This window comes from Primorskyibacter sp. S87 (assembly GCF_049801055.1).
GTDB lineage: Bacteria > Pseudomonadota > Alphaproteobacteria > Rhodobacterales > Rhodobacteraceae > JBNAGF01.
In genome coordinates, this window is the sequence record NZ_JBNAGF010000002.1 from 396,838 (window position 1) to 419,555 (window position 22,718).

The following is a 22,718-nucleotide window of genomic DNA, read 5'->3' on the forward strand; positions in this document are numbered from 1 at the left end:
ATGTCAGCCGACCCAACTACTGCAATTGCAAAGGTGCGCCCAGATCGGCGGCTCCGGTCGTGCTGACGAATGCAAGGATCGCTTCAAGGTCATCGAGCGTGATCTCTACCGGAACAATGGGCGGGGGGAGGCTCGGGTCAAAAGGCGGCGTGACCTCGGCGACCTGAGTGAAGGACGGATGCGGGTTCAATACATAGAACTGCTGAAACCGGTCGGCCCAGTCGGGCAGAGTGCGCAGAACCGCAAAAGACGGTGTCGAGCCAAGCCCGTTCATCCGGTTCTCGGGTCCAACGACATGGCACCGTCCGCAATGAACCAGCGACAGTTCCGCCCCACGTTCGGCATCGCCTTCGAACACGGCGCCGGACTCGTCCTCTTCGATTTCGAACCGGGTTTCGAAGATCAGCTCCCCTTGCGGTTGAAAACTCTCGATGGTGCGCTTGCCGATCTCCGAAAGCAGCCAGTCGCGGAAGCGCGCCTCTCCGGGGCCGGTTCCAATCCGCAGGTGATAGATCACGCCATCAGCTGCAAAGACCGGATCGCCGGGCGGGGTTTCCGACAATTCCATTGCCCCGGCCGGATCCGGCACAACCCGAACGCCGGTCTTCAGCGAAAAGCGCGGCAGGACATGTTTCAGCAATCCCGATTGCACCACCGCCTCGGGCGCGGACAGGCCCAGTGCCTCCTGCGCATAAGATGGGCTGGCAGTCAGGGCGAAGCTGAGGCAAAAGAGAACGAAACGCATGGGGATTCAGCCTAGTGGTTTCCCTGCCTTTGCGTCAATTGCAACCGATATCCGGGAAAGGACCGAACAGATGAGCGGCAACTACAACATGTCGATGCGGAAATTCCTCAAGCAGGTCGGCGTGACCAGCCAGCAGGCGATTGAAGAGGGGCTGCGCAAAGCCGGCGCACCGGAGGGCGGCAGCTATGACGTCAAGATGGTCCTGACCATTGACGGGCTAGAGGTGGAACATGTGGTGACAGGTCACATCAAGGACGGCGAAGCATGAGCACCCGCGACGAGGTTCTCGCCCTCCTCAAGAAGATTACCGATCCGGCCAGCGGTCAGGATATCGTCAGTGCGGGGATCGTGCGGGCCCTGAATGTCGAGGGCGACACCGTCCGTTTCGTGCTCGAAGTCGACCCGAAACGCGCGCAGCAATACGAACCCGTTCGGGCCGCCGCCGAACAGGCCGCTGGTCAGGCGCCGAGCGTTGCGAAAGTGTCGGCGATGCTGACGGCGCATTCTGACAAGGCTCCGCCGGATCTCAAACCCAAGGCCAAGCCGGCGCCTCAGGGGCCGCAACCGGTCGCCGGGGTTGACCGGATCATTGCGGTGGCATCTGGCAAGGGCGGTGTGGGTAAATCAACGGTTTCCGCCAACCTTGCTTGCGCTTTGGCGGCCGAAGGTCGGCGGGTCGGTCTGTTGGATGCCGATGTCTATGGACCCTCGCAGCCACGCATGTTGGGTGTTTCAGGTCGACCTGCCAGCCCAGATGGAAAAACCATCCTGCCGCTTCGGAACCACGGCGTGACCATGATGTCGATGGGACTGATGACCAACGAAGATCAGGCTGTTGTCTGGCGCGGGCCCATGTTGATGGGTGCGCTGCAGCAGATGATGAATCAGGTGCAGTGGGGCGCGCTGGACGTTCTGATTGTGGATTTGCCGCCCGGTACCGGTGACGTTCAGCTGACGCTCAGTCAGAAATTTCAGGTCGACGGTGCCATCGTGGTGTCGACGCCGCAGGACGTTGCCCTGATCGACGCCCGCAAGGGGATCGACATGTTCCGCCAGCTCAAAACACCAATTCATGGCATGATCGAAAACATGTCTACGCATATCTGCTCGAACTGTGGTCACGAAGAGCATGTGTTCGGCCACGGTGGTGTTGCGGCCGAGGCCGACAAACTGGGGGTTCCTTTGCTGGGAGAGATCCCGCTGCATCTCGATATCAGGGTCGCCGCTGACAGTGGCGCACCGATCGTGGTCAGCAAACCCGACAGCCCGCAGGCCGATGCGTTCCGCAGGATTGCCCGCGATCTGGTCGCCAAGGGGCTGGCATGAGCAGCCAGATGCGCAATTCGGGACCGGGCACGGAATGAGTGAGCCGACTTTCCCTCCGCTGATGACCGGCCAGCCTGCCTCAGGCGGGGAGGATCCATTTGATCGGGCGCAGGCTCTGGCCGCTCTGGGATGTGATGGGGGGACGGTTGTTTACAATGTTCAGGTGGACAGGCTGCGGGCTTCGATCGTCTTCGCGCCCGAAGTTCCGCTTGAGCAGGCGATGACCATGCTGCCGTTATGCGCAGTGGGGTTCCAGAATGCGCTTGGCGCGCTGGCTCCTCCCGAGGTCGCCGTGCATCTGGACTGGGCCGGCGGCATCCGGGTCAACGGTGCCCAGTGTGGCAGGTTTCGGGTTGCCGCCTCGGAACGCGACCCGAACAAGGTGCCGGACTGGCTGGTGGTTGGACTGGATCTTCCGCTGCTGCAGACCGCACAGGACCCCGGCCAGACTCCTGACGTGACCGCGCTTTTTGACGAAGGTTGCGCCGATCTGGATCCGGTTGGGCTACTGGAAAGCTGGACCCGGCATTCACTGGTCTGGATCAACCGTTGGGAGGAAGACGGCAACGCACCGCTTCATGCCGAATGGATGGGTCTTGTCTGGGGGGTTGGGGAACCCATTGCGCTTTTTGACAGGCAGGGAAGTTTTCTGGGGGTCGACGAGAATTTTGGTATGCTCCTGCGCGAGTCCGATGGCACTCACCTGATCCCGCTCAGCCGAATTTTGGAAGGACACTGAAATGAAACTCGCCCGCGCCATCCATCTCGACGAGAGCGACCTGAACATCTTTCATTCGCCGGCACGCACCGGAGAGTGGTGTATCTCGGGCGGGTTCGAGTTTTCCAACTGGGGCGAGGCGGATCTGGAAGGCAAGGCGCGCCAGGCGTTCTCGAACGGCTGGCTGGGGCTCGAAACTTTTGGCCGCGTTACATTCGTGGCCGTCACGTCAATCGAAGACGGCGAGCGGGCTGTACTTGAACAGGCGTTGGCCGACCATTTCGTGAGGTTCTATGGCGCGCCGTCCATTGAGGCGGCCCTTGGTGTGGCTCGAACGGAAATCGATCATATGGCCGAGCTCTGCGACGAACATGGACCCAACACACTGATCACCGTTGCCCGGGAATTGAGCGACGCTGGGGTGCATGAGGCGTTTCGGGTCATCGAACCGTCCGAAGCCGGGTTGGATCAGTTGGCCGTGCATGTTTCGGAATAGCCGCCGACGGCATCCAGTCAGCGAGAGCTAAGTAGTAGAACTGCAACGTTTCAAAGGCTTTAGAGCAGGCCGGTGAACCCACCATATTGACCGCGCTTGAACATCAGCCCTTTGCCGGGGCGGAAGTTCACGTTCTGAACCTCTCCGACCACGATGGAATGATCGCCGCCGTCGTGGACCGCATATCGGCGGCAGTCGAACCGGGCGAGACTGCCCGACAAGAGCGGCGTGCCATGCGCGTCTGGGGTCCAGTCCACTGCGTCGAACCGGTCACCGAAATCAGCAAAGTGGACTGCAACCTCCTGCTGGTCTTCGGCCATCACATGAATGGCGAAATGAGACGCGGCAACCAGAGGATCATGGCGTTCCGACGCATGGGCCGGGCACCACAGGACAAGCGGCGGCGATAGAGACACCGACGAGAACGAGTTGGCCGTCATGGCCACAGGTCCTTCGGGCGTGTTGGCAGTGACCACGGTTACCCCGGTGCCAAAACACCCCAGCGCATCGCGGAACTGACGTGCTGTATCCGGGCCGGGGGAAAAACTTGTTTCGGTCATGGTCTGAGGGCGCCCTTTTTGCTGCTCGTGCGCGCGGATGCCCTGATGTGGCCCATTTCTCCGGCAAGGGAAAGGGTTGAGTGCAAAATTCTTCTGGTCGCAGAGCGCCTCAGTTCAGGTCTTCCAGAAGACGGCCATGCTTGCGGGTTTCGGCAATCACATCGCCAAATGTCTGCATTCCGCGCGCTTCCAGCATCGGCAGCATCCGGCAGAGCACCTCGGCGGTCGCGACCGCATCGCCCAATGCAGTATGACGCAGATCGGGAGGGATGGTCACGTCCAGCCGGTCACACAGCGCATCCAGCGTGTGGGTTTCCGAAGCGCCGAAAATGACTGCACTGACCAGAACCGTATCGAGGATCGGATGATCCCATTCGACCCCCATGCGTTTCGCATGGCGGCGAAGGAACGCCATATCGAAAGGTGCGTTATGCGCTACGATCACGGCGTCGGCGGAAAATTTGTGAAAGTCCTTTCCGGCTACGCCAATATCCGGGGCATCGCGAACCATTGCGTCCGTTACGCCGTGAACCTTGCTCGAGGCGGAGGGTATCGGGATGCCGGGATTGACCAGCTGATCCATCTGCTCGCCGTCGACGATACGCCCACGCAGGACACGCACGGCGCCGATCTGAACAACCTCGTCCTTGTGGGGCAGCAGTCCCGTTGTTTCGGTATCAAAGACCGCAAATGTCAGGTCACGCAGGCGTCGTTCTTCGAACGCCTCGTCACCGGCCGTCTCGAGCAGGTCGAAATCGAAAACCAGCGGCCGCGCTGCTTCGGGCGCAATACGGGCCTCGGAGTCATCAAAGATCAGCATATAGCCGGGGGCGTCCCCCAGCGGTTTCAACCGGGCCTGATAGCTTTGTCTTCCGTCGGCCGAGGTCAACGTGGCCTTCACCTCCTTGCCGGATTTGACGAGCTGTCCATAGGCGGCCTCGACCGCGTCCCGCGCCAGATAGTCGAACAACGAGGCATTGAGTCGGGGATGATGCACCTGCGCCAGCACCGCTGCGGCCTGACCGTCATAGAGAACAATCTGATGCGCCGGGTTAACCAGCACCATAGCAACAGGGATCTCGGTCAAAAGACCCATGAGCCGCTGTTTTTCGGCGGCCAGACGCGCCGTTTCCGAGGCCACGGCCTCGGCTGTCGCCATCGCGCCATCCTGAACCTGCCCGGCAAGTCCGGCTGCGGCCGGTGCCAGGTCGCCGAGGTAACGTGCCGCGTGCAGGTCCATTTCAGAGCTCACGCCGGAATGGGCGCGGGCGCGCATCTCCGAGGCCAGACGTTCGATGGGTTTTGCGACGTTTTCATCGAACAGAAGCCAAATTCCTGCGGTCAGGGCCAGCAGGGCGAACCCGGCGAGGGCACCGCTGAAGATGAACGCATCGAACAGATCGGGCGACTCGGCACGGGCGTATCCGAAAAAGAGCGACAAGGTTACAACCGCCACGCCGCCAATTGCAATCAGGCAGAAGAACAGAAAGATTCGAATTCTCAGGCTCAGATGTGTCATGCTCAGCCCTCCGTGCACATCGCTTTTACGATCGGGTCATCGGCCGACACCGTGATCCAATCCGGGTTCAAGATCGTGCCGTCGGCGTCAAATTCGGCCCCATCGGCCAAATTTGCACGACGCAATTCGGAGCAATCTGCCAGCACAGGCAATTTGGACAGGGGGGCCCAGCGACCGAAAAAGTAGACGTCGCCCAACCGATGCCCGGGCTGCGACGGGTTCTGCCGGACGGTGGCCACATCAACGGCCACGAACCGTTCGACGAAAGGCACCACATAGGTCCACGGTCGATACAGCGCACGGCTTTCCACCTCCTGCACGATCACCATACCTTCGGGCAGTTTCTCGCGGGTGCGGTCGTACCATGAATATTCGCTGGATATGGTCGCAAAGATCATCGCCAGACCGGCGCCCACTGGCGTGAACCAGCGCGGCAGGCGGCGGCCGGTGAGCAGGTTGACGACCATGATGAGACCGGCCGCGGCGAGTCCGGCAAAAACGGTTCCGATCAGTTCCAGAAACATGGGCTCTCTCCCTGCGTCCGCATTTTTTTATCTCCCCAACCTTCGTTCGCGCCGGGCGCGTCACGCCCGGCCTCGCACTGCTGATCAGCCCAGCATGCCCTTGCCGTGACCAACGGCTGACTGCATCGTCTTGACCACCACAAACGCGTCGCGCAGGTGGCTGCGCTCGAAATCGCTCAGGTCGGTGGGAGCCAGAAAATTATCCGGTTTCTCACCGGACCTGACCAGCTTTACCTGATGCTCCAGCCGCGTTTCCGCAATCAGATCGTAGGCATCCATCAGATCTCGTGCGCCCGAGGTGCTCAGAACTCCTGCCTCTTCTGCGGCCTCCAAGCGGGCGCGTGTGTTGGCTTCCGGAAGCTGGCCCTGCAATGCATAGATGCGGGCCAGATCGACAACCGGGACAACGCCATTGTGCTTGAGGTCGAGTGTATTGCGGTGTTCGCCGGAACGGATCGTGGCAAAGCCACGCAGCAGGCCCAGAGGCGGGGTGTGCTTGAGCGAGTTCGAGATCATATGCGCCACGAAGATCGAGTTGCGGCTTGCCGCGTTCAGGGTATCGCTCTGCGACCCGGTGAACAGGCTCTCGTCTCCGCCGATGGGACGCAGATCGAACATGACCGACGCCAGCATCTGCGCCTCGGGGTTCGGCTTGTTGATCCAGCCGGCGAAGTAGTCGCGCCACACTTTTACCGGCTGGCACCAGCGTGGGTTGGTCGCCATCATGTCGCCGGGGCAGTAGAAGTATCCGCAGACATCGAGCCCGTCGCTGACAAACTTGGCCAGCTCGGCAAAATAGGGCATCTGAGCCTCGGTCACCGCATCGTCCAGCATCAGGCAGTTGTCCTGATCTGATACACCTGTCTGTTCCTGGCGTCCCTGCGAACCGCAGGCGAGCCACAGGTAAGGCACCGGTGGGGGGCCCAGCTTTGCCTCGGCCAATGTCAACAGACGGCGCGTGGCTGTATCCGCGATATCGGTGATCAGCCGGGTGACCACTTCGTGGCGGTTGCCGCCGGCAACCAGTTGCACCAGCAGCTTCGGGATTTCGGCTGTGACTGTTGCCATGTCTTCGGCGCTTTCGGCACCGGCAATTCGACTGACCAGCTCGGCCGAACTGACCGCTTGAAACCGGGTCAGGTCGGTCTGGGTGACGATGCCGACCAGCCTGTCACCCTTGGTGATCGGGACGTGACCAATGCGCCGTTCCATCATCAGGTGCAAAACATCCGAGCCGATCGCCGATGGCGACAGAGTGATCGGGTCTTTTGTCATCACGTCCGCGATTGCCGTGGCGACAGGCCGGGCCTCGGCCAGGACCTTGCCGGTCAGGTCGCGGGTGGTGACGATGCCGCGCAAGCTGTCGCCATCGGTTATGCAGACGGACGAAATCCGGTTGTCCCGCATCAGTCCGGCGACTGTCTGAACGTCCGCGTCGGACGGGCAAGTAAACGGCGGATGCGCCATGAAGGTCTCGACCTTCGAAGTTGCCAGATCATTGCCCTTGGGTCGGGCGGGGCGGGCGCGATCAAAGAACCGTTTGGCGGTGGCGTGGTTCTCGATCAGCCGATTGAAATGCAGTGCCGGCAGCATCAGCAGAACCGAGTGTTCGTCGGCGCGGGCGCTGGTCACGGCCTTTCCGTCGCGCAGCAGGCCGCGTTCTCCAAAGGAGTTGCGCAGTCCGAGATGAGAGACCACCTCGTCATTCTCGTCGCGCACCTCGATCTTGCCTTCGTAAATGATGAACAGACCCGGAAGCTGTTCGCCGAGATCGTAGACCGCAAAATCGCGCTCCACTTCCCAAGGTTCGAACAGGGTCACCAGTTCGGCCTGCGCCTCAGAAGGCAGGGAGTCGTAGGGGTGCACGGATTTCAGGAAGCGGGCGATTTGCTCGGATGTAAGCGGCATTTTTGAACAAGCCTTGTCTGAAGTAAAATGTCCCGCCCAGAAAAAACTGGGCGGGACCGGTTCTGAAGAGGGCGGGCCGTCGCAGGGGCGGCCCTTCCCAAAAGGACCTTAGTGATCCTGAGCAGCACCGGCACCGCGCGGAACGCGGACGCTTTCCACCAGCTGCTCGATCTCGGCCGGGATCGGCTCCGACGACTTCGAGACGAAGTAGGCAACGGTGAAGTTAACCAGTGCACCCACCGCGCCGAACGAGGTCGACTTGATCGGGCCCAGCAGCGGATCTGCATCGGTGAAGGAGTTGGTGTCCGGAATAAACAGCCAGCCCTTGTGCAGGAAGATGTAGATCAGGGTCACGATCAGACCGGACAGCATGCCGGCAACGGCGCCCTTGTTGTTCACCTTTGTGAAGATCCCCATCATCAGTGCCGGGAAGATCGACGCAGCGGCCAGACCAAAGGCCAGAGCAACCGTTTGCGCGGCAAAGCCGGGCGGGTTCAGACCCAGATAGGTTGCGACCACGATAGCGACGGCCATAGCGATACGGGCCGACAGCAGTTCGCCCTTTTCCGAGATCTGCGGGTTGATCGAACCCTTGATCAGGTCGTGGGAGACAGCCGAAGAGATCGCCAGCAGCAGACCCGCAGCGGTCGAGAGCGCGGCGGCCAGACCACCGGCAGCGACCAGACCGATCACCCAACCCGGCAGGTTGGCGATTTCGGGGTTGGCCAGAACCAGGATGTCGCGGTTGAACTTGGTCAGCTCGTTGCCTTCCCAGCCCTTCTCGGCAGCCTTGGCCTGCATGGATTCGGACTTGTCGTTGTAGTACTGGATCTTGCCGTCGCCATTCTTGTCTTCCCAGGCCAACAGACCGGTTTTCTGCCAGGTGGCCATCCAGTCATAGCGGGCATCGTTTTCGATCTGCTCGACCGAAACCGCTTCGCCATCCGTGCCATTCGGCCACATCATATCGGTGATGTTGAGACGCGCCATGGCACCCACCGCAGGAGCGGTCAGATAGAGCAGGGCGATGAACACCAGGGTCCAACCGGCCGACCAGCGGGCATCAGCAACACGCGGCACGGTGAAGAAGCGCATGATGACGTGGGGCAGGCCCGCAGTACCGATCATCAGCGACAGGGTGAACAGCACCATGTTGAGCGTGTTCGAGTGATGCAGCGTATATTCCTTGAAGCCCAGCTCGGTCACGATGGTATCGAGCTTGGCCAGAAGCGGCTCACCCGAAGCAACGTGATCGCCAAACAGGCCCAGCGCCGGAACCGGGGTGCCGGTCAGCTGCAGCGAGATGAAGATCGCCGGGATGGTATAGGCGGTGATCAAAACGCAATACTGGGCAACCTGGGTGTAGGTCACGCCTTTCATGCCGCCGAACACGGCGTAGGCGAACACGACACAGGCACCGATCAGGAGGCCAGCGGTGTTGCTGACTTCGAGGAACCGGCCGAAAGCCACACCCACACCGGTCATCTGGCCGATCACATAGGTGGTCGATGCGACGATCAGACAGATCACGGCCACCACGCGGGCGGTCGGGCTGTAGAAACGGTCGCCGATGAATTCCGATACGGTGTATTTGCCGAACTTGCGCAGATAGGGCGCGAGCAGCAGTGCCAGCAACACGTAGCCGCCGGTCCAGCCCATAAGGAACGAGCTGTTGTCGTAGCCGGTAAAGGCGATGAGGCCCGCCATCGAGATGAACGATGCGGCCGACATCCAGTCAGCAGCTGTCGCCATACCGTTGGTGACCGGGTGAACACCGCGACCAGCGGCGTAGAACTCCGATGTGGATCCCGCGCGGGCCCAGATCGCGATGCCGATGTAAAGCGCGAAGGATGCGCCCACAAACAGCAGGTTGATGGTAAACTGGTCCATCGTGGATTACTCCTCTTCCACGCCGAATTCGCGGTCCAGCTTGTTCATGCGGAACGCGTAGAAAAAGATCAGTGCCAGGAACACCAGGATCGAGCCTTGCTGGGCGAACCAGAAGCCGAGATCGGTGCCACCGACGCTGATGCCGGACAGCATCGGACGCAGCAGAATGCCAAATCCGAAAGACACCAGCGCCCAGATTACGAGGCTGATGAGAATGATCCGCACATTTGCCTGCCAATAGCCCTTATCGGCCTCGGCTGACTGTGCAGAAGTTGTGGTTTGATCCGCCATGAGCGGTCCCTCCTTCTTCCCTCTGAGCGGTCCGGTCCAAGCTCCTCTGAACACCGGAGCCGCCCTTGCAGTTGAGCCTTTCGCCGACTGGCGGCAGGCAGATTTCCATCGGGCCGTCCAAGCACGGCACCGCTGGGAATTTCGATGCGGCAGGGGCCGCTATAGCCCCGGCCTGTTTCCGGTCTTGTTTCAGGCCAGCGTTCAGTCCATCGCGCCCTTGACGATGGTGCTGAGCGCGCGGGCGATTTCATCGATCTGGCCCATGGCGTCGATCTTCTTAAGGACGCCTTTCCCTTCGTAATAGGCAATCAGCGGAGCCGTCTGTGCGTGATAGGATTGCAGCCGGCTGGCCACGGTTTCCGCATTGTCGTCGGCGCGCCGCTTCATTTCGGTGCCACCGCACTTGTCGCAAACGCCATCCTTGGCCGGTTGCTTGAAGTTGTCGTGGTAGCCTTCGCCGCAATTGCCACAGGTGTAGCGACCCGAGATCCGGGTGACCATTTCGCTGTCTTCAACTTCGAGGCTGATGGCGGCGTCGATTTTCTGGCCGTTGGCGCTCAGCAGTTCATCCAGCGCAGCCGCCTGAACCGTGGTTCGCGGGAAACCATCGAGTATGACCCCCTTGGCGCAATCCGGCTCGGCCATGCGGTCCCGCAGGATGGCAATGACAATCTCGTCGCTGACCAGGTCTCCGGCTTCCATTACCGCCTTGGCCTTGCGGCCCGCCTCGGTGCCGGCTGCTACAGCAGCTCGCAGAAGGTCGCCGGTCGAGAGCTGCACAAGTCCGAACTGATCTTCAAGCATGCGGGCCTGCGTGCCCTTCCCGGCGCCCGGAGGGCCGAGAAGGATCAGAACGGCGGGGGTGGTTGTTACGGCAGCGTCCATATCACCCTCACTTGTTGGCGCGATTTTCGATCAGATTGTCGACCACAGAGGGGTCGGCAAGCGTCGAGGTGTCGCCAAGGCTTCCATAGTCGTTCTCGGCGATCTTGCGCAGGATACGGCGCATGATCTTGCCCGAACGGGTCTTGGGCAGGCCCGGCGCCCACTGGATCACGTCGGGGCTGGCAATCGGGCCGATCTCGGTGCGGACCCAGGTGCGCAGCTCCTTGAGTAGATCGTCCGAGGGCTCGCGATCGTTCATCAGGGTGACATAGCAGTAAATGCCCTGACCCTTGATCTCGTGCGGGTATCCGACAACGGCGGCTTCGGCGACGGCGGCATGTGCCACCAGTGCACTTTCGACCTCGGCCGTGCCCATCCGGTGGCCCGATACGTTGATTACGTCATCGACACGACCGGTGATCCAGTAGTCGCCATCGGCATCCCGGCGGCAGCCGTCCCCGGCAAAGTAGTAGCCCTTGTAGTCGGCGAAATAGGTTTTCTCGAAGCGCTCGTGATCGCCCCAGACGGTGCGCATCTGCGCCGGCCAGCTGTCCTGAATGCACAGAACGCCTTCGACACCGTTGCCCTCGATCTGTTCCCCGGAATGGGGATCCAGAACCACCGGGTTGACACCAAAGAACGGCTTCATGGCAGATCCGGGCTTGGTTGCGTGCGCGCCGGGCAGGGGGGTCATCATGTGGCCGCCGGTTTCGGTCTGCCACCATGTGTCGACGATGGGGCAGTTCCCCTTGCCGACAACGTCGTTATACCAGTTCCAAGCTTCCGGGTTGATGGGTTCACCCACAGTGCCGAGGATGCGCAGGCTGGACAGGTCATGCTTTTCGACCCATTCCGGCCCTTGACCCATCAGCGCGCGAATCGCGGTCGGCGCGGTGTAGAACTGATTGACCTTGTGCTTGGCGCAGACTTCCCAGAACCGGCCTGCGTCGGGGTAGGTCGGGACGCCTTCGAACATCAGCGTGGTCGCGCCATTGGCAAGCGGACCATAGACGATATAGCTGTGTCCGGTCACCCAACCCACATCGGCCGTGCACCAGAAGATGTCGCCGTCGTGATAGTCAAACGTGTATTGGTGGGTCATCGCCGCATAAACGATGTAACCACCGGTCGAATGCACAACGCCTTTTGGCTGTCCGGTCGAGCCGGAAGTGTAGAGGATGAACAGCGGGTCTTCTGCATCCATCTCGGCGGGTTTGGAGTAGTCATCTGCCTCCAGCGCCAGCTCGTTGTAGTCGAAGTCGCGCCCGTCAACCCAGGTGGTCTGACCGCCGGTCCGCTTGACCACCAGGCATTTGACAGTGTCCTTACAGTGCAGCAGGGCCGCATCGGCATTGGATTTCAGCGGCGTCTTGCGGCCACCACGGGGGGCTTCGTCGGCAGTGATAACGACTTTGGCGTCGCAACCATTCACCCGCGCCGCCAGAGCGTCGGGCGAGAACCCTGCAAAGACGATCGAGTGGATGGCGCCGATACGGGCGCAGGCCAGCATGGCATAGGCAGCTTCGGGGATCATCGGGAGGTAGATGATCACGCGGTCGCCTTTGCGCACGCCAAGATCTTCGAGAATGTTTGCCATCCGGCAGACACGGCGGTGCAGGTCATTATAAGAGATGCTCTGCGCCTGTTCCTTGGGATCATCCGGTTCAAAGATGATGGCGGTCTGATTGCCGCGGGCGGGCAGGTGACGATCGATGCAGTTGGCCGAAACATTCAGGGTTCCGTCTTCGTACCACTTGATGTCGATATTGCCGGGCTCAAAGCTGGTGTTCTTTACCTTGGTATAGGGCTTGATCCACTCGACGCGCTTGCCGTGTTCATCCCAGAAGGCTTCGGGATCAGCGATCGATGCAGCATACATCTCGTTATACTTGGCCTCGTCGGCATGGGCGCGGGCGACCATTTCCGATGAAGGCGGGTAAACCAGGTTTTCGGTCTTGGCTGCAGATGTCATGAGGTCCTCCCCTTTGACGTGTCACTCCAATGGTTGTTCACCGGCCCGGATTGGCGGAAATCGGTGAAATCCATCCCTGCGCAGATAATAGTCGTCAGTGAAAATATTGAAATAACTAACGGTAAAACAACGATTTGCTTGTAAAGAATTTTCGATTTTTCTTGTTGGTTGTAAATTTGGCCAAATTCAAAGGGTAAAACTCGTGCAAGTTCAACGGGCTTTCTGTCAACGCTTCAAAGAGGCAAATGGCGGGTCACTGGGCGCTCAGGGGTAATCGAATGATGCGGAACAGACCCGGTGGTGTGACATATTGTTTCGGTATGCATATGCATACATCGGATTCGGCAACGTCCGCCCAATTTTTCGGCAGTGCGAGTCGCCGCGGTAAGAACCGCCCCATCAACCCGGTTTCAGGGACTTGGCAGCGCCGATTGTTGGCGCTAGCTTGGCGCTCAAGCGGGCGAGACACAGCCCCGCAATAATGGGAGATATCTGATGAACAAGTTGTTGACCGGCGCCGCCGTGGCCGCGCTGACATGTGCTTTTGTAACCGAGGCTGCCGCGCTCGAATGGAACGTTTCGGTTTGGGGCAAGCGCCGGGCTTTCACCGAACATGTTGAAAAGCTGGCCGAACTGGTCAGCGAAAAGACCGGCGGCGATTTCACCCTGAACGTCAGCTATGGCGGTTTGTCGAAGCCAAAGGAAAACCTTGACGGAATCTCGATCGGGGCATTCGAAATGGCGCAGTTCTGCGCCGGCTACCACCGTGACAAGAACAGGGCAATTACTGTGCTGGAGTTGCCATTCCTCGGGGTGAACACGCTGGAAGAAGAAGTGGCTGTCAGCCACGCTGTTTACGAGCACCCGGCAGTGATGGATGAAATGGCGCAGTGGAATGCGCGCATCATCATGACCTCACCAATGCCGCAGTATAACATCGTCGGAACCGGCGAGCCGCGCGACCAGCTGGCGGATTTCGACGGTATGCGTGTGCGCGCGACCGGTGGTCTGGGACAGGCGTTCGAAGCCGTTGGCGGCGTGCCGACCTCGGTGCCGGCCACCGAGGCATACAATGCCATGGAATCCGGCGTTGTTGACACGGTTGCCTTTGCCCAGCATGCCCATCTCAGCTTTGGCACCATCAACCGGGCCGACTGGTGGACTGCAAACCTCAACCCCGGCACCGTGAACTGCCCGGTTGTGGTCAACATCGAGGCTTATGAGGCATTGAGCGCCGAGCACAAGGAAGCACTGAACACCTCCATTCCGGAGGCCATCGATCACTACCTGGCCAACTATGGCACCCTGCTCGACAAGTGGGACGGTGTGCTGAGTGAAAAAGGGGTCGAAAAGGTCATGATCGAAGAGGCGGTGCTCGACGAGTTCCGGGCCAAGGCGGCCGACCCGATCCGCGAGAAGTGGATTGCGGACATGACCGGCCAGGGTCTGCCTGCACAGGATCTTTATGATCTGGTGCAGATCACCTTGAAACAGTCCCGCGGCGGCAACTGATCCCGCCTGAAACGCAATCGCGCCCCGGATAACCCCGGGGCGCTACGTTTTGGCGGTTCGGTTTGCCCTTCTTGGCCTGGCGAGAGTCAGGCCGGGCAAATACTGGCTCACAGGGGGGGCATTACGCGCGTTTCGACGCGGTCACCCGATGATCCGGTCTGAGATTGACCACGGTAACAGGAGCGGCAGGCAATGGCAGGACATGCCTCGGTGCTGGAAGATGACAGCCTTCTGAGCCGTATCGACACATCCCTATTGCGACTGGAACGGCTGTTGGCGCTGATCAGCGGGTTGGCCGTGTTCAGCCTGATGGTTCTGGCCGTGATTTCAGTAGGCGGGCGCAACGCGGCGAATATGCCGTTGCCCGGCTATGTGGATTGGATCGAACAGGCCATGCCACTGATCGCGTTTCTCGGAATTTCCTACGTGCAGAGGGACGGCGGACATATCCGCATGGATATTCTGATCAGCCGGTTACACGGACGGGCGCTGTGGTTCTTTGAACTGGTGTCCGTTTTGCTGATCCTGCTCTTGATGCTTGCGTTGGTCTGGGGCAGTTGGTCGCATTTTGACCGCTCATTCGACTGGTCGGCGCCAATGTGGAGCCGGGACAGCTCCATCGACATCGGAATCCCCCTATGGCCCGCCAAGTTGCTGGCACCAGTGGCGTTCTCTGTTCTCAGCCTGCGGCTGGTTCTGCAGGCCTGGGGCTATGGGCGTGCCTTTCTGCTGGGGCTCAAGAATCCGGTCGCGGTGCCTCTGATTCAGGATACGGCGGCACAGGCTGCCGCCGAGGCCGAGCAGCTGGACGGGGCGATAGGCAATCCCGGCAACGAACCCAATGGCGGGCAGGGGTAGCGGCACATGGACACGATCGATATCGGGCTTTGGGTCACAGGTGGCCTGCTGGTGATGGTACTCTTGGGAATGCGGGTGGCTTTTGCAGCCGGTCTTGCCGGGCTGGTGGGGCTGACGTGGATCTTCTGGGCCAAATTCGGTTATGACCCTGCGCGTTTCGGCAAGGCGCTGACGGTGTCCATAAAGACGGCCGGACAGGTGCCTCATTCCAAGGTGGCCTCTCATACGCTGAGCCTGATTCCGACCTTCATCCTGATCGGGTATCTGGCCTATTATGCCGGGCTGACCCGGGCCCTGTTCGAGGCCGCCAAACGCTGGTTGGCCTGGGTGCCGGGCGGTTTGGCGGTTTCGACGGTTTTTGCGACCGCAGGCTTTGCCGCCGTGTCCGGCGCCTCGGTGGCCACTTCAGCCGTGTTTGCCCGGATCGCCATCCCGGAAATGCTGAAGATCGGGTATAACAAACGCTTTGCGGCCGGGGTCGTGGCCGCAGGCGGCACGCTGGCCTCGTTGATCCCGCCGTCGGCGATTCTTGTGATTTACGCCATCATCGTTGAGCAGGACGTTGGTAAACTGCTACTGGCTGGGTTCATCCCCGGTGCCTTTTCCGCTGTTATCTATGGGCTGCTGATCGTGGGCATCGCGATGATCTTCAAATCCGTCGGCCCGCCGGTCAGGGGCTTCACGTGGAAGCAGCGATTTGCGGCCTTGCCCGGCGCGCTTCCCATCGTGATGGTGATCGTGATCATCATCTGTTTTGTCTACAATCCCTTTGGCGAGCAGGCCTGGGGAACGCCGACCGAGGGCGGAGCGATCGGTGCCTTCATAGTGTTCTGTTTCGCGCTGGTGCGGGGTATGCGCTGGGAGCAGTTCAAGTCCGCCTTGCTGGAAACCGCAAAACTGACCGCGATGATCTTTTCGATCATCTGGGGCGTCCTGATCTACGTGCGCTTTCTCGGATTTGCGGATTTGCCCGGGGCGTTTTCGGACTGGATCACTTCGCTCGCCATGTCTCCGATGCTGATCCTGATCTGCATCCTGCTGGCTTATGCCGTTCTGGGCATGTTTATGGATGCGATCGGGATGCTGCTGCTGACGCTTCCGGTGGTCTACCCAGCGGTGATGGCTCTGAACGGTGGCGAAACGGTGAGCGCAGCCGACAGCGCGTTTGGAATGTCTGGGCCGATGTGTGCGATCTGGTTTGGTATTCTGGTGGTGAAAATGGCCGAGTTCTGCCTGATCACGCCGCCGATAGGGCTGAACTGTTTTGTTGTGGCCGGCGTGCGCCCCGACCTCAGCGTGCAGGACGTTTTCCGGGGCGTTATGCCGTTTTTCGTGGCCGATGCCGTGACCATTTCCCTATTGGTCGCTTTCCCGGCAATCGTGCTCTATCTGCCGTCTTTGGCGGGGTAGCCAGCAAGCGATAGTTTGAAAAAAATTGCGCCGCTCTAAATCGAACTGTTGAAATGAAATCCGATCCCGCCTAATGCCTCGGCGAACGGATGGGGGACATCATGGCCAACCGCGATCTCGAACCACGCCACCTTGACACGCTGGACCGTGATCTCGGTCGGTTTGCCAACCTAGAGAAGGCCACCGCATATGTCGGTCGCCCGGTTGTCGGAACCAGTATCGCCTTTGCATTCATGCTGCTTGCCGCACTCGCCGCGGCGATCTTCTTCGGCCAGTCCAACAACGGCATGATCGTGGTGATAGCAGCAGCCATCGGCGCATACATGGCGATCAATATCGGGGCAAACGACGTCGCCAACAACATGGGGCCGGCGGTTGGTGCCAACGCCATGACCATGGGCGGCGCGATCATCGTTGCGGCGGTTTTCGAAAGCGCTGGCGCCTTGATTGCCGGCGGAGACGTGGTCTCGACGATAGCCAAAGGTATCATTGCCCCTGAGAGCATGGGTTCTCCTGACGTATTTATCTGGGCAATGATGGCAGCGCTACTGTCCTCGGCCCTTTGGGTGAACCTCGCCACATGGGTCGGCGCACCGGTTTCGACCACCCATTCCGTTGTGGGTGGTGTCATGGGGGCCGGTATTGCTGCCGCCGGGTTTGGAGCGGTCAGCTGGGGCACCATGAGCAAGATTGCTGCAAGCTGGGTGATTTCGCCTGTTCTGGGCGGTCTCATCGCGGCCGGTTTCCTGTGGTTCATCAAGGCCCGCATCATCTATCAGCCCGACAAGATCGCCGCCGCCCGCAAGTGGGTGCCGATGCTGGTGGGCATCATGGCGGGGGCTTTTGCGTCCTACCTCGCGCTCAAGGGCCTGAAGAAGATCGTCAAGATCGACCTCGGTTCCGCGCTGATGATCGGGGCGGCTGCGGGCGCGCTTGTCTGGGTGGTGATGATCCCGGTGATCAAACGCCAGTCCGAGGGGTTGGAGAACCGCAACAAGTCCCTCAAGGTCCTGTTCGGAATTCCGCTTATCGTTTCTGCGGCGCTTTTGAGCTTTGCGCATGGCGCCAATGATGTGGCGAATGCCGTCGGACCGCTGGCAGCAATTGTTCAGGCCTCGGACACAGGTTCGTTCACACAGGCCGTTTCGATTCCCTATTGGGTGATGATTATCGGAGCATTCGGAATATCGTTCGGGCTGTTCCTGTTCGGCCCCAAACTGATCCGGATGGTTGGCAGCCAGATCACCAAGCTGAATCCGATGCGCGCCTATTGCGTGGCCTTGTCCGCCGCGATCACGGTGATCGTCGCCAGTTGGCTTGGCCTTCCCGTCAGCTCTACGCATATCGCCGTAGGCGGCGTATTTGGTGTGGGTTTCTTCCGTGAATGGGATGCAGAACGGCGGCTGAAAGCGGCACGCATGGCAATCCCCGACCGCCCTGTGCTTGGGCCGGAGGAACGCCGCCGGCGCAAGCTGGTGCGTCGGGCGCATTTCCTGACTATCGCAGCCGCATGGGTGATCACTGTGCCCGCGGCGGCTGTTCTGTCTGCCGTGATCTTCGCTGGAATACGGATGGTAACCGGTTAAGCAGCGGCCGAAACCTCTCAATAGGTTGTGACTCAGGCGGCGCTTGATGAGTCACGCAACTTAAGGCCGCGCGATCGAAGAACCCGGCTTTTTCTGGATTATGTCTAAGTCATCCGCGATGTGGCGCGACAGATTGTCAGCCGAATAGGTGAATGGCGAAAGACATGGCGTTTCATGATGGCACAATCCCTCGATTGGGTTTTGGCCGAGTGTGTAAGGATAAAGGTCACCAAATTCTGTTTAGTGCAGCTTGTTTACCCGGCGTTGCATTTGCGAACACTGGGCGAAGGATCTGACGAAAACTCGGATAATGTTAGACGGAATGATCTGTATAACGGTCATGATTTGCCCCCTGTGGTTAACCTAACGTTAACCCAACTCTGCCACGCGTTCTGTGACCCTTTTCACACGCCGTGACATTTTCGGCGAACGCTGTCTTCTGACTGGTCAGATGATCACAAACTTGGCGCAATGCACTGCCAGATGTACAAAAAAACCGACCGACGGCTGCGGCGTTATCGTCCGGCTCGACAATGTGGCAAGTTTTTTCTTTCAAAGCAGTCGGCCACGCTGTCGATTCTTGATGGATCTGGAATTTTGAAACCCACGGGTAGTGCTACGTGATTTCTCACAAGTTCAAGACAGTCTTCGTGCATATTCCCAAGACCGGTGGACAGAGCGTCGAGACCTCATTTGTGCAGGCGCACGGTTTGACATGGGAAACCCGAAATGAACTTCTTCTGAGGGTCAACAAAGACCCTGCCTTAGGTCCTGAACGGTTGGCGCATCTTTATGCACAGGAATACTATGAAAAAGGACACATCAGCAGACAGTTGTATAGCGCGTATTTCAGTTTTGCCATTGTTCGCCATCCCTATGATCGGCTGCTGTCCGAATATAATTGGCGTTTCCGGCGGGGCGGTCCCGAGTTCGGTTCATTTCTGGACAGTGTAACAGATGATGATTTCATTGACCGGAACCGCCACATGCGGCCTCAGACCGCTTATGTGACAAACCCGGAAGGAGAAATCATCGTCGACGAGATTGTTAGATTTGAAGAAATCGGAAAACGGATCCCCGAAATCCTCGCAGCCCGGATTGGTGTTCCGACAGGCTTGCCACATGTCAACTGGTCAAAATCGGCTTCGCGGCTGAAGCACATACCGAAGTCTCACCTGAAACGTGTCCATGAGATGTATGAAGACGATTTCGAGCTCTTCGGATTTGAGAGTGCCGCAGAGTGAGCCGATATCGCGCGATTTGCTGGACCTAACCAAGACCTGTTCAAAAGAAAACAGGGTCAGTATCTGCTCAAGACACTGACCCTGTGGGAAACTTTTGGCTCCGGCGGTAGGGATCGAACCTACGACCAATTGATTAACAGTCAACTGCTCTACCGCTGAGCTACGCCGGAACGGTGCAGGCGATATATCAATCTCGAATCCGGGCGTCCAGAGGGGAAATGTGGTTTTTTGCGCCGCGCGATCTGCAGAAAACGGAGGGTAGGGAACGAGGGTCTGCAGCGCTGATCCGGCCCCGTAAACAGGCCAGGTGACCTGATTGCCGAACGATCTGGCTGGGATCAAAAATACGGTGTTTTCGGTAGGCAGTAGTGATCTGCCTGCATCCGACGGCCTCCTTTTCGGGGGAATGACCGACTGCGCGCACGACGGAACCACTGGCCGCGCGTTGGTCTTGCCGAGGATGCTATGCACGAAACCGGGATCCCGCCGGGCCCACTCGCCTCGGCAAAGCGGTCTTCGTCGTGCATATCGGGGGAACGGAGGGCCCGGAGCGGTCGGCGTAAGATCGATCCTCCGGGCCAGCCCACTTCGTCTGTTCCTCGTTCCTTCGGTTCTCGCAGAGAATGGCCAATGTGGAAGAGTGCCCTCATGGATGCGGCAAAAACGCGCCAACCGGGGTTAATCTGACAATAATAGTAAACTTCCTGTGGTCATTTCTGAAAAAGCCGACTAAATCCATCGGAAATATACTGCCATGCCTCTGACCTGTGCGGCTGCGAAGGTGCCGCAGGCAAGGGCGGAAAACCAATCAGGAAGGCCAGACGATGATCGTGTGCCACTGCAAGAACATCACCGATCACGAGATCCACGCCGCCATCGACTGGATGCGCGCCTCTGATCCCGAGACCATCATCAGCCCCGGAAAGATCTATCATGCCCTTGGAAAATCTGCCGATTGTGGTGGCTGTATGCCACTTTTTCTCGACACGATGCGCGGCAATGATAACCTGAGTGTACCAAACAATTTACGGAACCTGCGCTCCGGCACACACAGGGAGATTTCACATGAAGGGCGATCCGAAGGTCATCGAGTATCTCAACAAGGCACTCCGTCATGAACTGACCGCGGTCAGCCAATACTGGCTGCACTATCGCCTGCAGGATGACTGGGGTCTGGGCCACATGGCAAAGAAAAGCCGCGAGGAATCCATCGAGGAGATGGAACACGCGGACAAGCTGATCGAGCGGATCATCTTCCTCGAAGGTCACCCCAACCTGCAAAAGCTGGATCCGCTTCGCATCGGCCAGAACCCGAAGGAAACGCTGGAATGCGACCTGGCGGCCGAGATCGACGCCCGTGCGCTCTATAAAGAGGCGCGCGATGTCTGCAAGGATGCCGGCGATTACGTGTCGATGTCCCTGTTCGAGAGCCTGATGTCGGATGAAGAAGGCCATATCGACTTCCTCGAAACCCAGCTTGAGCTTTATGACCGCATCGGCGGAGAGAACTATATGCAGCTCAACGCCGCGAAAATTGACGAGGACGACTGAAGCGACCGATTTCAGGCGCGCGGTTCAAAGATCTGTGGGTTAGACAAATCGGTTCAACAGTTGCACCAGCCGTCTTGTGCGGGCCGTGAAGGGCGGCGCCAGCAGCCCAAGGCCGCTCAGGCGGCTTTGTTCCAGCACCGATTTCATGTGGCTGAAGGTCTCAAACCCTTTTTCGCCGTGATATGCGCCGTATCCCGAGGCGCCAACGCCACCGAAGGGCAGGGTGTCACATGAAAACTGGATCGCCACTTCGTTGACGCAGAGGCCACCGGAATGGGTCAGATGCAGCCACGGATCGCAGTCGCGTCGGTTCTCCGCAAAGACATAAAGCGCGAGGGGACGATCCCGTGTGGTGACAAATTCGAGCGCTTGCTCTGTGGTGTCGTAAGGGACAAGCGGCAGGATCGGGCCAAATACCTCGTGGCGCATCAAAGCAAGATCAGTCGGCGGGTCGAGCACCAAAGTTGGAGTTAGTCTGCGCGCTGCACCGGATGTCGCGTCGGGCAGAGTTCTCAGCTCTGCTCCGGTTTGCTGAGCTTCGCGGATCATCGACTGCAACCGGTCCAGATGCCGTTGACTGATAATACCGCAATAATCTCGGCTGTCGGCGCCGTCGGGATACTGATGTTGCCAGACCTGCATCAGCTTGTCGGCGAAGGGCGCCATCTGATCACGCGGCAGCAATATGTAGTCGGGCGCAACGCAGGCTTGCCCTGCGTTCAGCGTCTTGCCCCAACCAATGCGGGCAGCGGCGCGATCCAGATCGGCGGACTCGGTGAGGATGGCGGGGGATTTGCCGCCAAGCTCAAGGGTCACGGGGGTCAGATTCCGGGCGGCGGCAGTGGCGACCTTTCGGCCCACCTCGGTCGAGCCGGTGAACAGCAGGTGATCGAATGGCAGGTCGGAAAAGGCCTGAGCGACATCCGGCCCCCCGGTGGCAACCGCGATTTCATCAGGGGCGAAGCTTTCAGCAATCATGCGCGCCAGAAGATCAGACGTTTTCGGTGAAAGCTCTGACGGTTTCAGCATAACCCGGTTGCCAGCAGCCAGCGCCGCCGCAACTGGCGTAACCGCAAGCAGCACCGGGAAATTCCACGGCGAGATGACACCAATCACACCCAATGGTTGCGGAAAGATCCTGCCCCGGGCGGGGCGCATGTGAAGCGGCATTGATACGCGCCTTGGCTTCATCCAGCGTTTCACATTGCGTTTGGCGGTGCGGATTTCACCAATCGACGTGGTCAGGTCGAGCAACCGGCATTCAACGGAACTGCGGTACGAGAAATCCGCGCTCATGGCCTCTGCCAGTTGATCTGAGTGATCCAAAAGGGCGGTCTCCAGCCGAGTGAGCCGGTCAAGGCGTACTTGGGCTGGCGGGAACGGGTCTGATGCAAACCCGGCCTGCAAAATGTCGAACTGGGATTGCAGGCCCACCGATATCGGAGGCAGGGCAGAATCTGGCATGCGGATCACTCCTGTTTGGATTCAGGATGCGCCAGAAAATTGACCGGTTCGAGGGGTATTGGCAATCCGTGCCGGAATGATGCTACAGAGTGCGCCCAGCAGGGTGCATGCCTTGCGCCTGAGTAACTCCACCAGCAAGCATAGGCAGGCCACACTTTCGCCAGGCCGGGAAAGATGCGTCGGATGAACGACAAAACTATGACAAGCAAACTCGGCGTTGCCGACGTAAGGCGCGCCGCGAGACTGTCCGTTGCACCCA

Annotated in this window: 22 protein-coding genes and 1 tRNA gene; 11 read left to right on the plus strand and 12 right to left on the minus strand. The window is 59.5% G+C overall.

All coding sequences use genetic code 11. The features are described 5' to 3' along the window. Positions 1–16: 16 nt before the first annotated feature. Positions 17–745 (minus strand): hypothetical protein, encoded by a 729-nt coding sequence (locus tag ACP15U_RS05420; RefSeq protein WP_425044121.1) that lies wholly within the window; start codon positions 743–745, stop codon positions 17–19. 70 nt (positions 746–815) lie between these two features. Here ACP15U_RS05420 and ACP15U_RS05425 point away from each other — a divergent pair, with 70 nt between their 5' ends. From ACP15U_RS05425 to ACP15U_RS05440, 4 genes are read left to right on the plus strand one after another with little or no spacing between them, the layout of a single operon-like run. Beyond that, positions 816–1,013: a DUF6494 family protein gene (locus tag ACP15U_RS05425; protein ID WP_425044122.1), complete on the plus strand. Its 198-nt coding sequence runs from the start codon at positions 816–818 to the stop codon at positions 1,011–1,013. After that, on the plus strand, positions 1,010–2,071 hold the full coding sequence (apbC, locus tag ACP15U_RS05430; protein ID WP_425044123.1) for an iron-sulfur cluster carrier protein ApbC: 1,062 nt from the start codon (positions 1,010–1,012) through the stop codon (positions 2,069–2,071). Before ACP15U_RS05425 ends, apbC begins: the two co-directional genes overlap by 4 nt. A gap of 34 nt (positions 2,072–2,105) precedes the next feature. Then, on the plus strand, positions 2,106–2,810 hold the full coding sequence (locus ACP15U_RS05435) for a DUF4444 domain-containing protein (protein WP_425044124.1): 705 nt from the start codon (positions 2,106–2,108) through the stop codon (positions 2,808–2,810). 1 nt (position 2,811) lies between these two features. Further along, a complete protein-coding gene (locus ACP15U_RS05440; protein WP_425044125.1) occupies positions 2,812–3,285 on the plus strand; it encodes a DUF6505 family protein in 474 nt (157 codons plus the stop codon). Positions 3,286–3,344: 59 nt separating this feature from the next. Here ACP15U_RS05440 and ACP15U_RS05445 read toward each other — a convergent pair whose 3' ends face one another. The 8 genes from ACP15U_RS05445 to acs form a co-directional block, all read right to left on the minus strand. Continuing rightward, a complete protein-coding gene (locus tag ACP15U_RS05445; RefSeq protein WP_425044126.1) occupies positions 3,345–3,845 on the minus strand; it encodes a flavin reductase family protein in 501 nt (166 codons plus the stop codon). Positions 3,846–3,954: 109 nt separating this feature from the next. Next, the gene (locus ACP15U_RS05450; protein ID WP_425044127.1) at positions 3,955–5,364 is read right to left on the minus strand and encodes an exonuclease domain-containing protein; all 1,410 of its coding nucleotides are present in this window, start codon (positions 5,362–5,364) and stop codon (positions 3,955–3,957) included. A 2-nt stretch (positions 5,365–5,366) separates the two neighbouring features. After that, complete coding sequence (locus ACP15U_RS05455) at positions 5,367–5,888, minus strand: hypothetical protein (RefSeq protein WP_425044128.1); 522 nt, start codon at positions 5,886–5,888, stop codon at positions 5,367–5,369. 84 nt (positions 5,889–5,972) lie between these two features. Then, complete coding sequence (locus ACP15U_RS05460; protein ID WP_425044129.1) at positions 5,973–7,796, minus strand: DUF294 nucleotidyltransferase-like domain-containing protein; 1,824 nt, start codon at positions 7,794–7,796, stop codon at positions 5,973–5,975. A gap of 108 nt (positions 7,797–7,904) precedes the next feature. Next, the gene (locus tag ACP15U_RS05465; protein ID WP_425044130.1) at positions 7,905–9,686 is read right to left on the minus strand and encodes a sodium:solute symporter family protein; all 1,782 of its coding nucleotides are present in this window, start codon (positions 9,684–9,686) and stop codon (positions 7,905–7,907) included. A 6-nt stretch (positions 9,687–9,692) separates the two neighbouring features. Further along, positions 9,693–9,977 (minus strand): DUF4212 domain-containing protein, encoded by a 285-nt coding sequence (locus ACP15U_RS05470; RefSeq protein WP_425044131.1) that lies wholly within the window; start codon positions 9,975–9,977, stop codon positions 9,693–9,695. 201 nt (positions 9,978–10,178) lie between these two features. Beyond that, complete coding sequence (locus ACP15U_RS05475; RefSeq protein WP_425044132.1) at positions 10,179–10,862, minus strand: adenylate kinase; 684 nt, start codon at positions 10,860–10,862, stop codon at positions 10,179–10,181. 7 nt (positions 10,863–10,869) lie between these two features. Next, positions 10,870–12,834, minus strand: a complete 1,965-nt coding sequence (acs, locus tag ACP15U_RS05480) for an acetate--CoA ligase (RefSeq protein WP_425044133.1) — start codon at positions 12,832–12,834, stop codon at positions 10,870–10,872. 495 nt (positions 12,835–13,329) lie between these two features. On the opposite strand from acs, the gene dctP reads away from it, so the two are divergent. The 5 genes from dctP (at position 13,330) to ACP15U_RS05505 (ending at position 19,444) form a co-directional block, all read left to right on the plus strand. Continuing rightward, positions 13,330–14,346, plus strand: a complete 1,017-nt coding sequence (gene dctP / locus ACP15U_RS05485; RefSeq protein WP_425044134.1) for a TRAP transporter substrate-binding protein DctP — start codon at positions 13,330–13,332, stop codon at positions 14,344–14,346. A 192-nt stretch (positions 14,347–14,538) separates the two neighbouring features. Further along, positions 14,539–15,204 (plus strand): TRAP transporter small permease, encoded by a 666-nt coding sequence (locus ACP15U_RS05490; RefSeq protein WP_425044135.1) that lies wholly within the window; start codon positions 14,539–14,541, stop codon positions 15,202–15,204. A gap of 6 nt (positions 15,205–15,210) precedes the next feature. Continuing rightward, positions 15,211–16,614 (plus strand): TRAP transporter large permease, encoded by a 1,404-nt coding sequence (locus tag ACP15U_RS05495; protein ID WP_425044136.1) that lies wholly within the window; start codon positions 15,211–15,213, stop codon positions 16,612–16,614. 101 nt (positions 16,615–16,715) lie between these two features. Further along, positions 16,716–18,200: an inorganic phosphate transporter gene (locus ACP15U_RS05500; RefSeq protein ID WP_425044137.1), complete on the plus strand. Its 1,485-nt coding sequence runs from the start codon at positions 16,716–16,718 to the stop codon at positions 18,198–18,200. Positions 18,201–18,820: 620 nt separating this feature from the next. After that, on the plus strand, positions 18,821–19,444 hold the full coding sequence (locus ACP15U_RS05505; protein WP_425044138.1) for a sulfotransferase family 2 domain-containing protein: 624 nt from the start codon (positions 18,821–18,823) through the stop codon (positions 19,442–19,444). A 95-nt stretch (positions 19,445–19,539) separates the two neighbouring features. Here ACP15U_RS05505 and ACP15U_RS05510 read toward each other — a convergent pair. Continuing rightward, positions 19,540–19,614 (minus strand) — tRNA-Asn (locus tag ACP15U_RS05510). Positions 19,615–20,154: 540 nt separating this feature from the next. Continuing rightward, complete coding sequence (locus ACP15U_RS05515) at positions 20,155–20,379, minus strand: hypothetical protein (protein WP_425044282.1); 225 nt, start codon at positions 20,377–20,379, stop codon at positions 20,155–20,157. On the opposite strand from ACP15U_RS05515, the gene ACP15U_RS05520 reads away from it, so the two are divergent. Together ACP15U_RS05520 and bfr are read left to right on the plus strand one after the other, a co-directional pair. Further along, positions 20,269–20,562, plus strand: coding sequence for a (2Fe-2S)-binding protein (locus tag ACP15U_RS05520; protein ID WP_425044139.1), 294 nt, complete (start codon positions 20,269–20,271; stop codon positions 20,560–20,562). The two genes, ACP15U_RS05515 and ACP15U_RS05520, sit on opposite strands and share 111 nt — an antisense overlap. Next, positions 20,510–20,995 (plus strand): bacterioferritin, encoded by a 486-nt coding sequence (gene bfr / locus ACP15U_RS05525; protein WP_425044140.1) that lies wholly within the window; start codon positions 20,510–20,512, stop codon positions 20,993–20,995. Before ACP15U_RS05520 ends, bfr begins: the two co-directional genes overlap by 53 nt. A 39-nt stretch (positions 20,996–21,034) precedes the next feature. Here bfr and ACP15U_RS05530 read toward each other — a convergent pair whose 3' ends face one another. After that, positions 21,035–22,459, minus strand: a complete 1,425-nt coding sequence (locus tag ACP15U_RS05530; protein ID WP_425044141.1) for a coniferyl aldehyde dehydrogenase — start codon at positions 22,457–22,459, stop codon at positions 21,035–21,037. Between the last annotated feature and the right edge of the window lie 259 nt (positions 22,460–22,718).

Coding starts and splice junctions, on each gene's coding strand:
- ACP15U_RS05475 (WP_425044132.1), bottom strand. CDS start 10,862: ATGGACGCTGCCGTAACAACCACCCCCGCCGTTCTGATCCTTCTCGGC.
- ACP15U_RS05470 (WP_425044131.1), bottom strand. CDS start 9,977: ATGGCGGATCAAACCACAACTTCTGCACAGTCAGCCGAGGCCGATAAG.
- ACP15U_RS05530 (WP_425044141.1), bottom strand. CDS start 22,459: ATGCCAGATTCTGCCCTGCCTCCGATATCGGTGGGCCTGCAATCCCAG.
- dctP (WP_425044134.1), top strand. CDS start 13,330: ATGAACAAGTTGTTGACCGGCGCCGCCGTGGCCGCGCTGACATGTGCT.
- ACP15U_RS05500 (WP_425044137.1), top strand. CDS start 16,716: ATGGCCAACCGCGATCTCGAACCACGCCACCTTGACACGCTGGACCGT.
- ACP15U_RS05495 (WP_425044136.1), top strand. CDS start 15,211: ATGGACACGATCGATATCGGGCTTTGGGTCACAGGTGGCCTGCTGGTG.
- acs (WP_425044133.1), bottom strand. CDS start 12,834: ATGACATCTGCAGCCAAGACCGAAAACCTGGTTTACCCGCCTTCATCG.
- bfr (WP_425044140.1), top strand. CDS start 20,510: ATGAAGGGCGATCCGAAGGTCATCGAGTATCTCAACAAGGCACTCCGT.
- ACP15U_RS05440 (WP_425044125.1), top strand. CDS start 2,812: ATGAAACTCGCCCGCGCCATCCATCTCGACGAGAGCGACCTGAACATC.
- ACP15U_RS05455 (WP_425044128.1), bottom strand. CDS start 5,888: ATGTTTCTGGAACTGATCGGAACCGTTTTTGCCGGACTCGCCGCGGCC.
- ACP15U_RS05460 (WP_425044129.1), bottom strand. CDS start 7,796: ATGCCGCTTACATCCGAGCAAATCGCCCGCTTCCTGAAATCCGTGCAC.
- ACP15U_RS05435 (WP_425044124.1), top strand. CDS start 2,106: ATGAGTGAGCCGACTTTCCCTCCGCTGATGACCGGCCAGCCTGCCTCA.
- ACP15U_RS05450 (WP_425044127.1), bottom strand. CDS start 5,364: ATGACACATCTGAGCCTGAGAATTCGAATCTTTCTGTTCTTCTGCCTG.
- ACP15U_RS05420 (WP_425044121.1), bottom strand. CDS start 745: ATGCGTTTCGTTCTCTTTTGCCTCAGCTTCGCCCTGACTGCCAGCCCA.
- ACP15U_RS05445 (WP_425044126.1), bottom strand. CDS start 3,845: ATGACCGAAACAAGTTTTTCCCCCGGCCCGGATACAGCACGTCAGTTC.
- ACP15U_RS05490 (WP_425044135.1), top strand. CDS start 14,539: ATGGCAGGACATGCCTCGGTGCTGGAAGATGACAGCCTTCTGAGCCGT.
- apbC (WP_425044123.1), top strand. CDS start 1,010: ATGAGCACCCGCGACGAGGTTCTCGCCCTCCTCAAGAAGATTACCGAT.
- ACP15U_RS05465 (WP_425044130.1), bottom strand. CDS start 9,686: ATGGACCAGTTTACCATCAACCTGCTGTTTGTGGGCGCATCCTTCGCG.
- ACP15U_RS05425 (WP_425044122.1), top strand. CDS start 816: ATGAGCGGCAACTACAACATGTCGATGCGGAAATTCCTCAAGCAGGTC.
- ACP15U_RS05520 (WP_425044139.1), top strand. CDS start 20,269: ATGATCGTGTGCCACTGCAAGAACATCACCGATCACGAGATCCACGCC.
- ACP15U_RS05515 (WP_425044282.1), bottom strand. CDS start 20,379: ATGATAGATCTTTCCGGGGCTGATGATGGTCTCGGGATCAGAGGCGCG.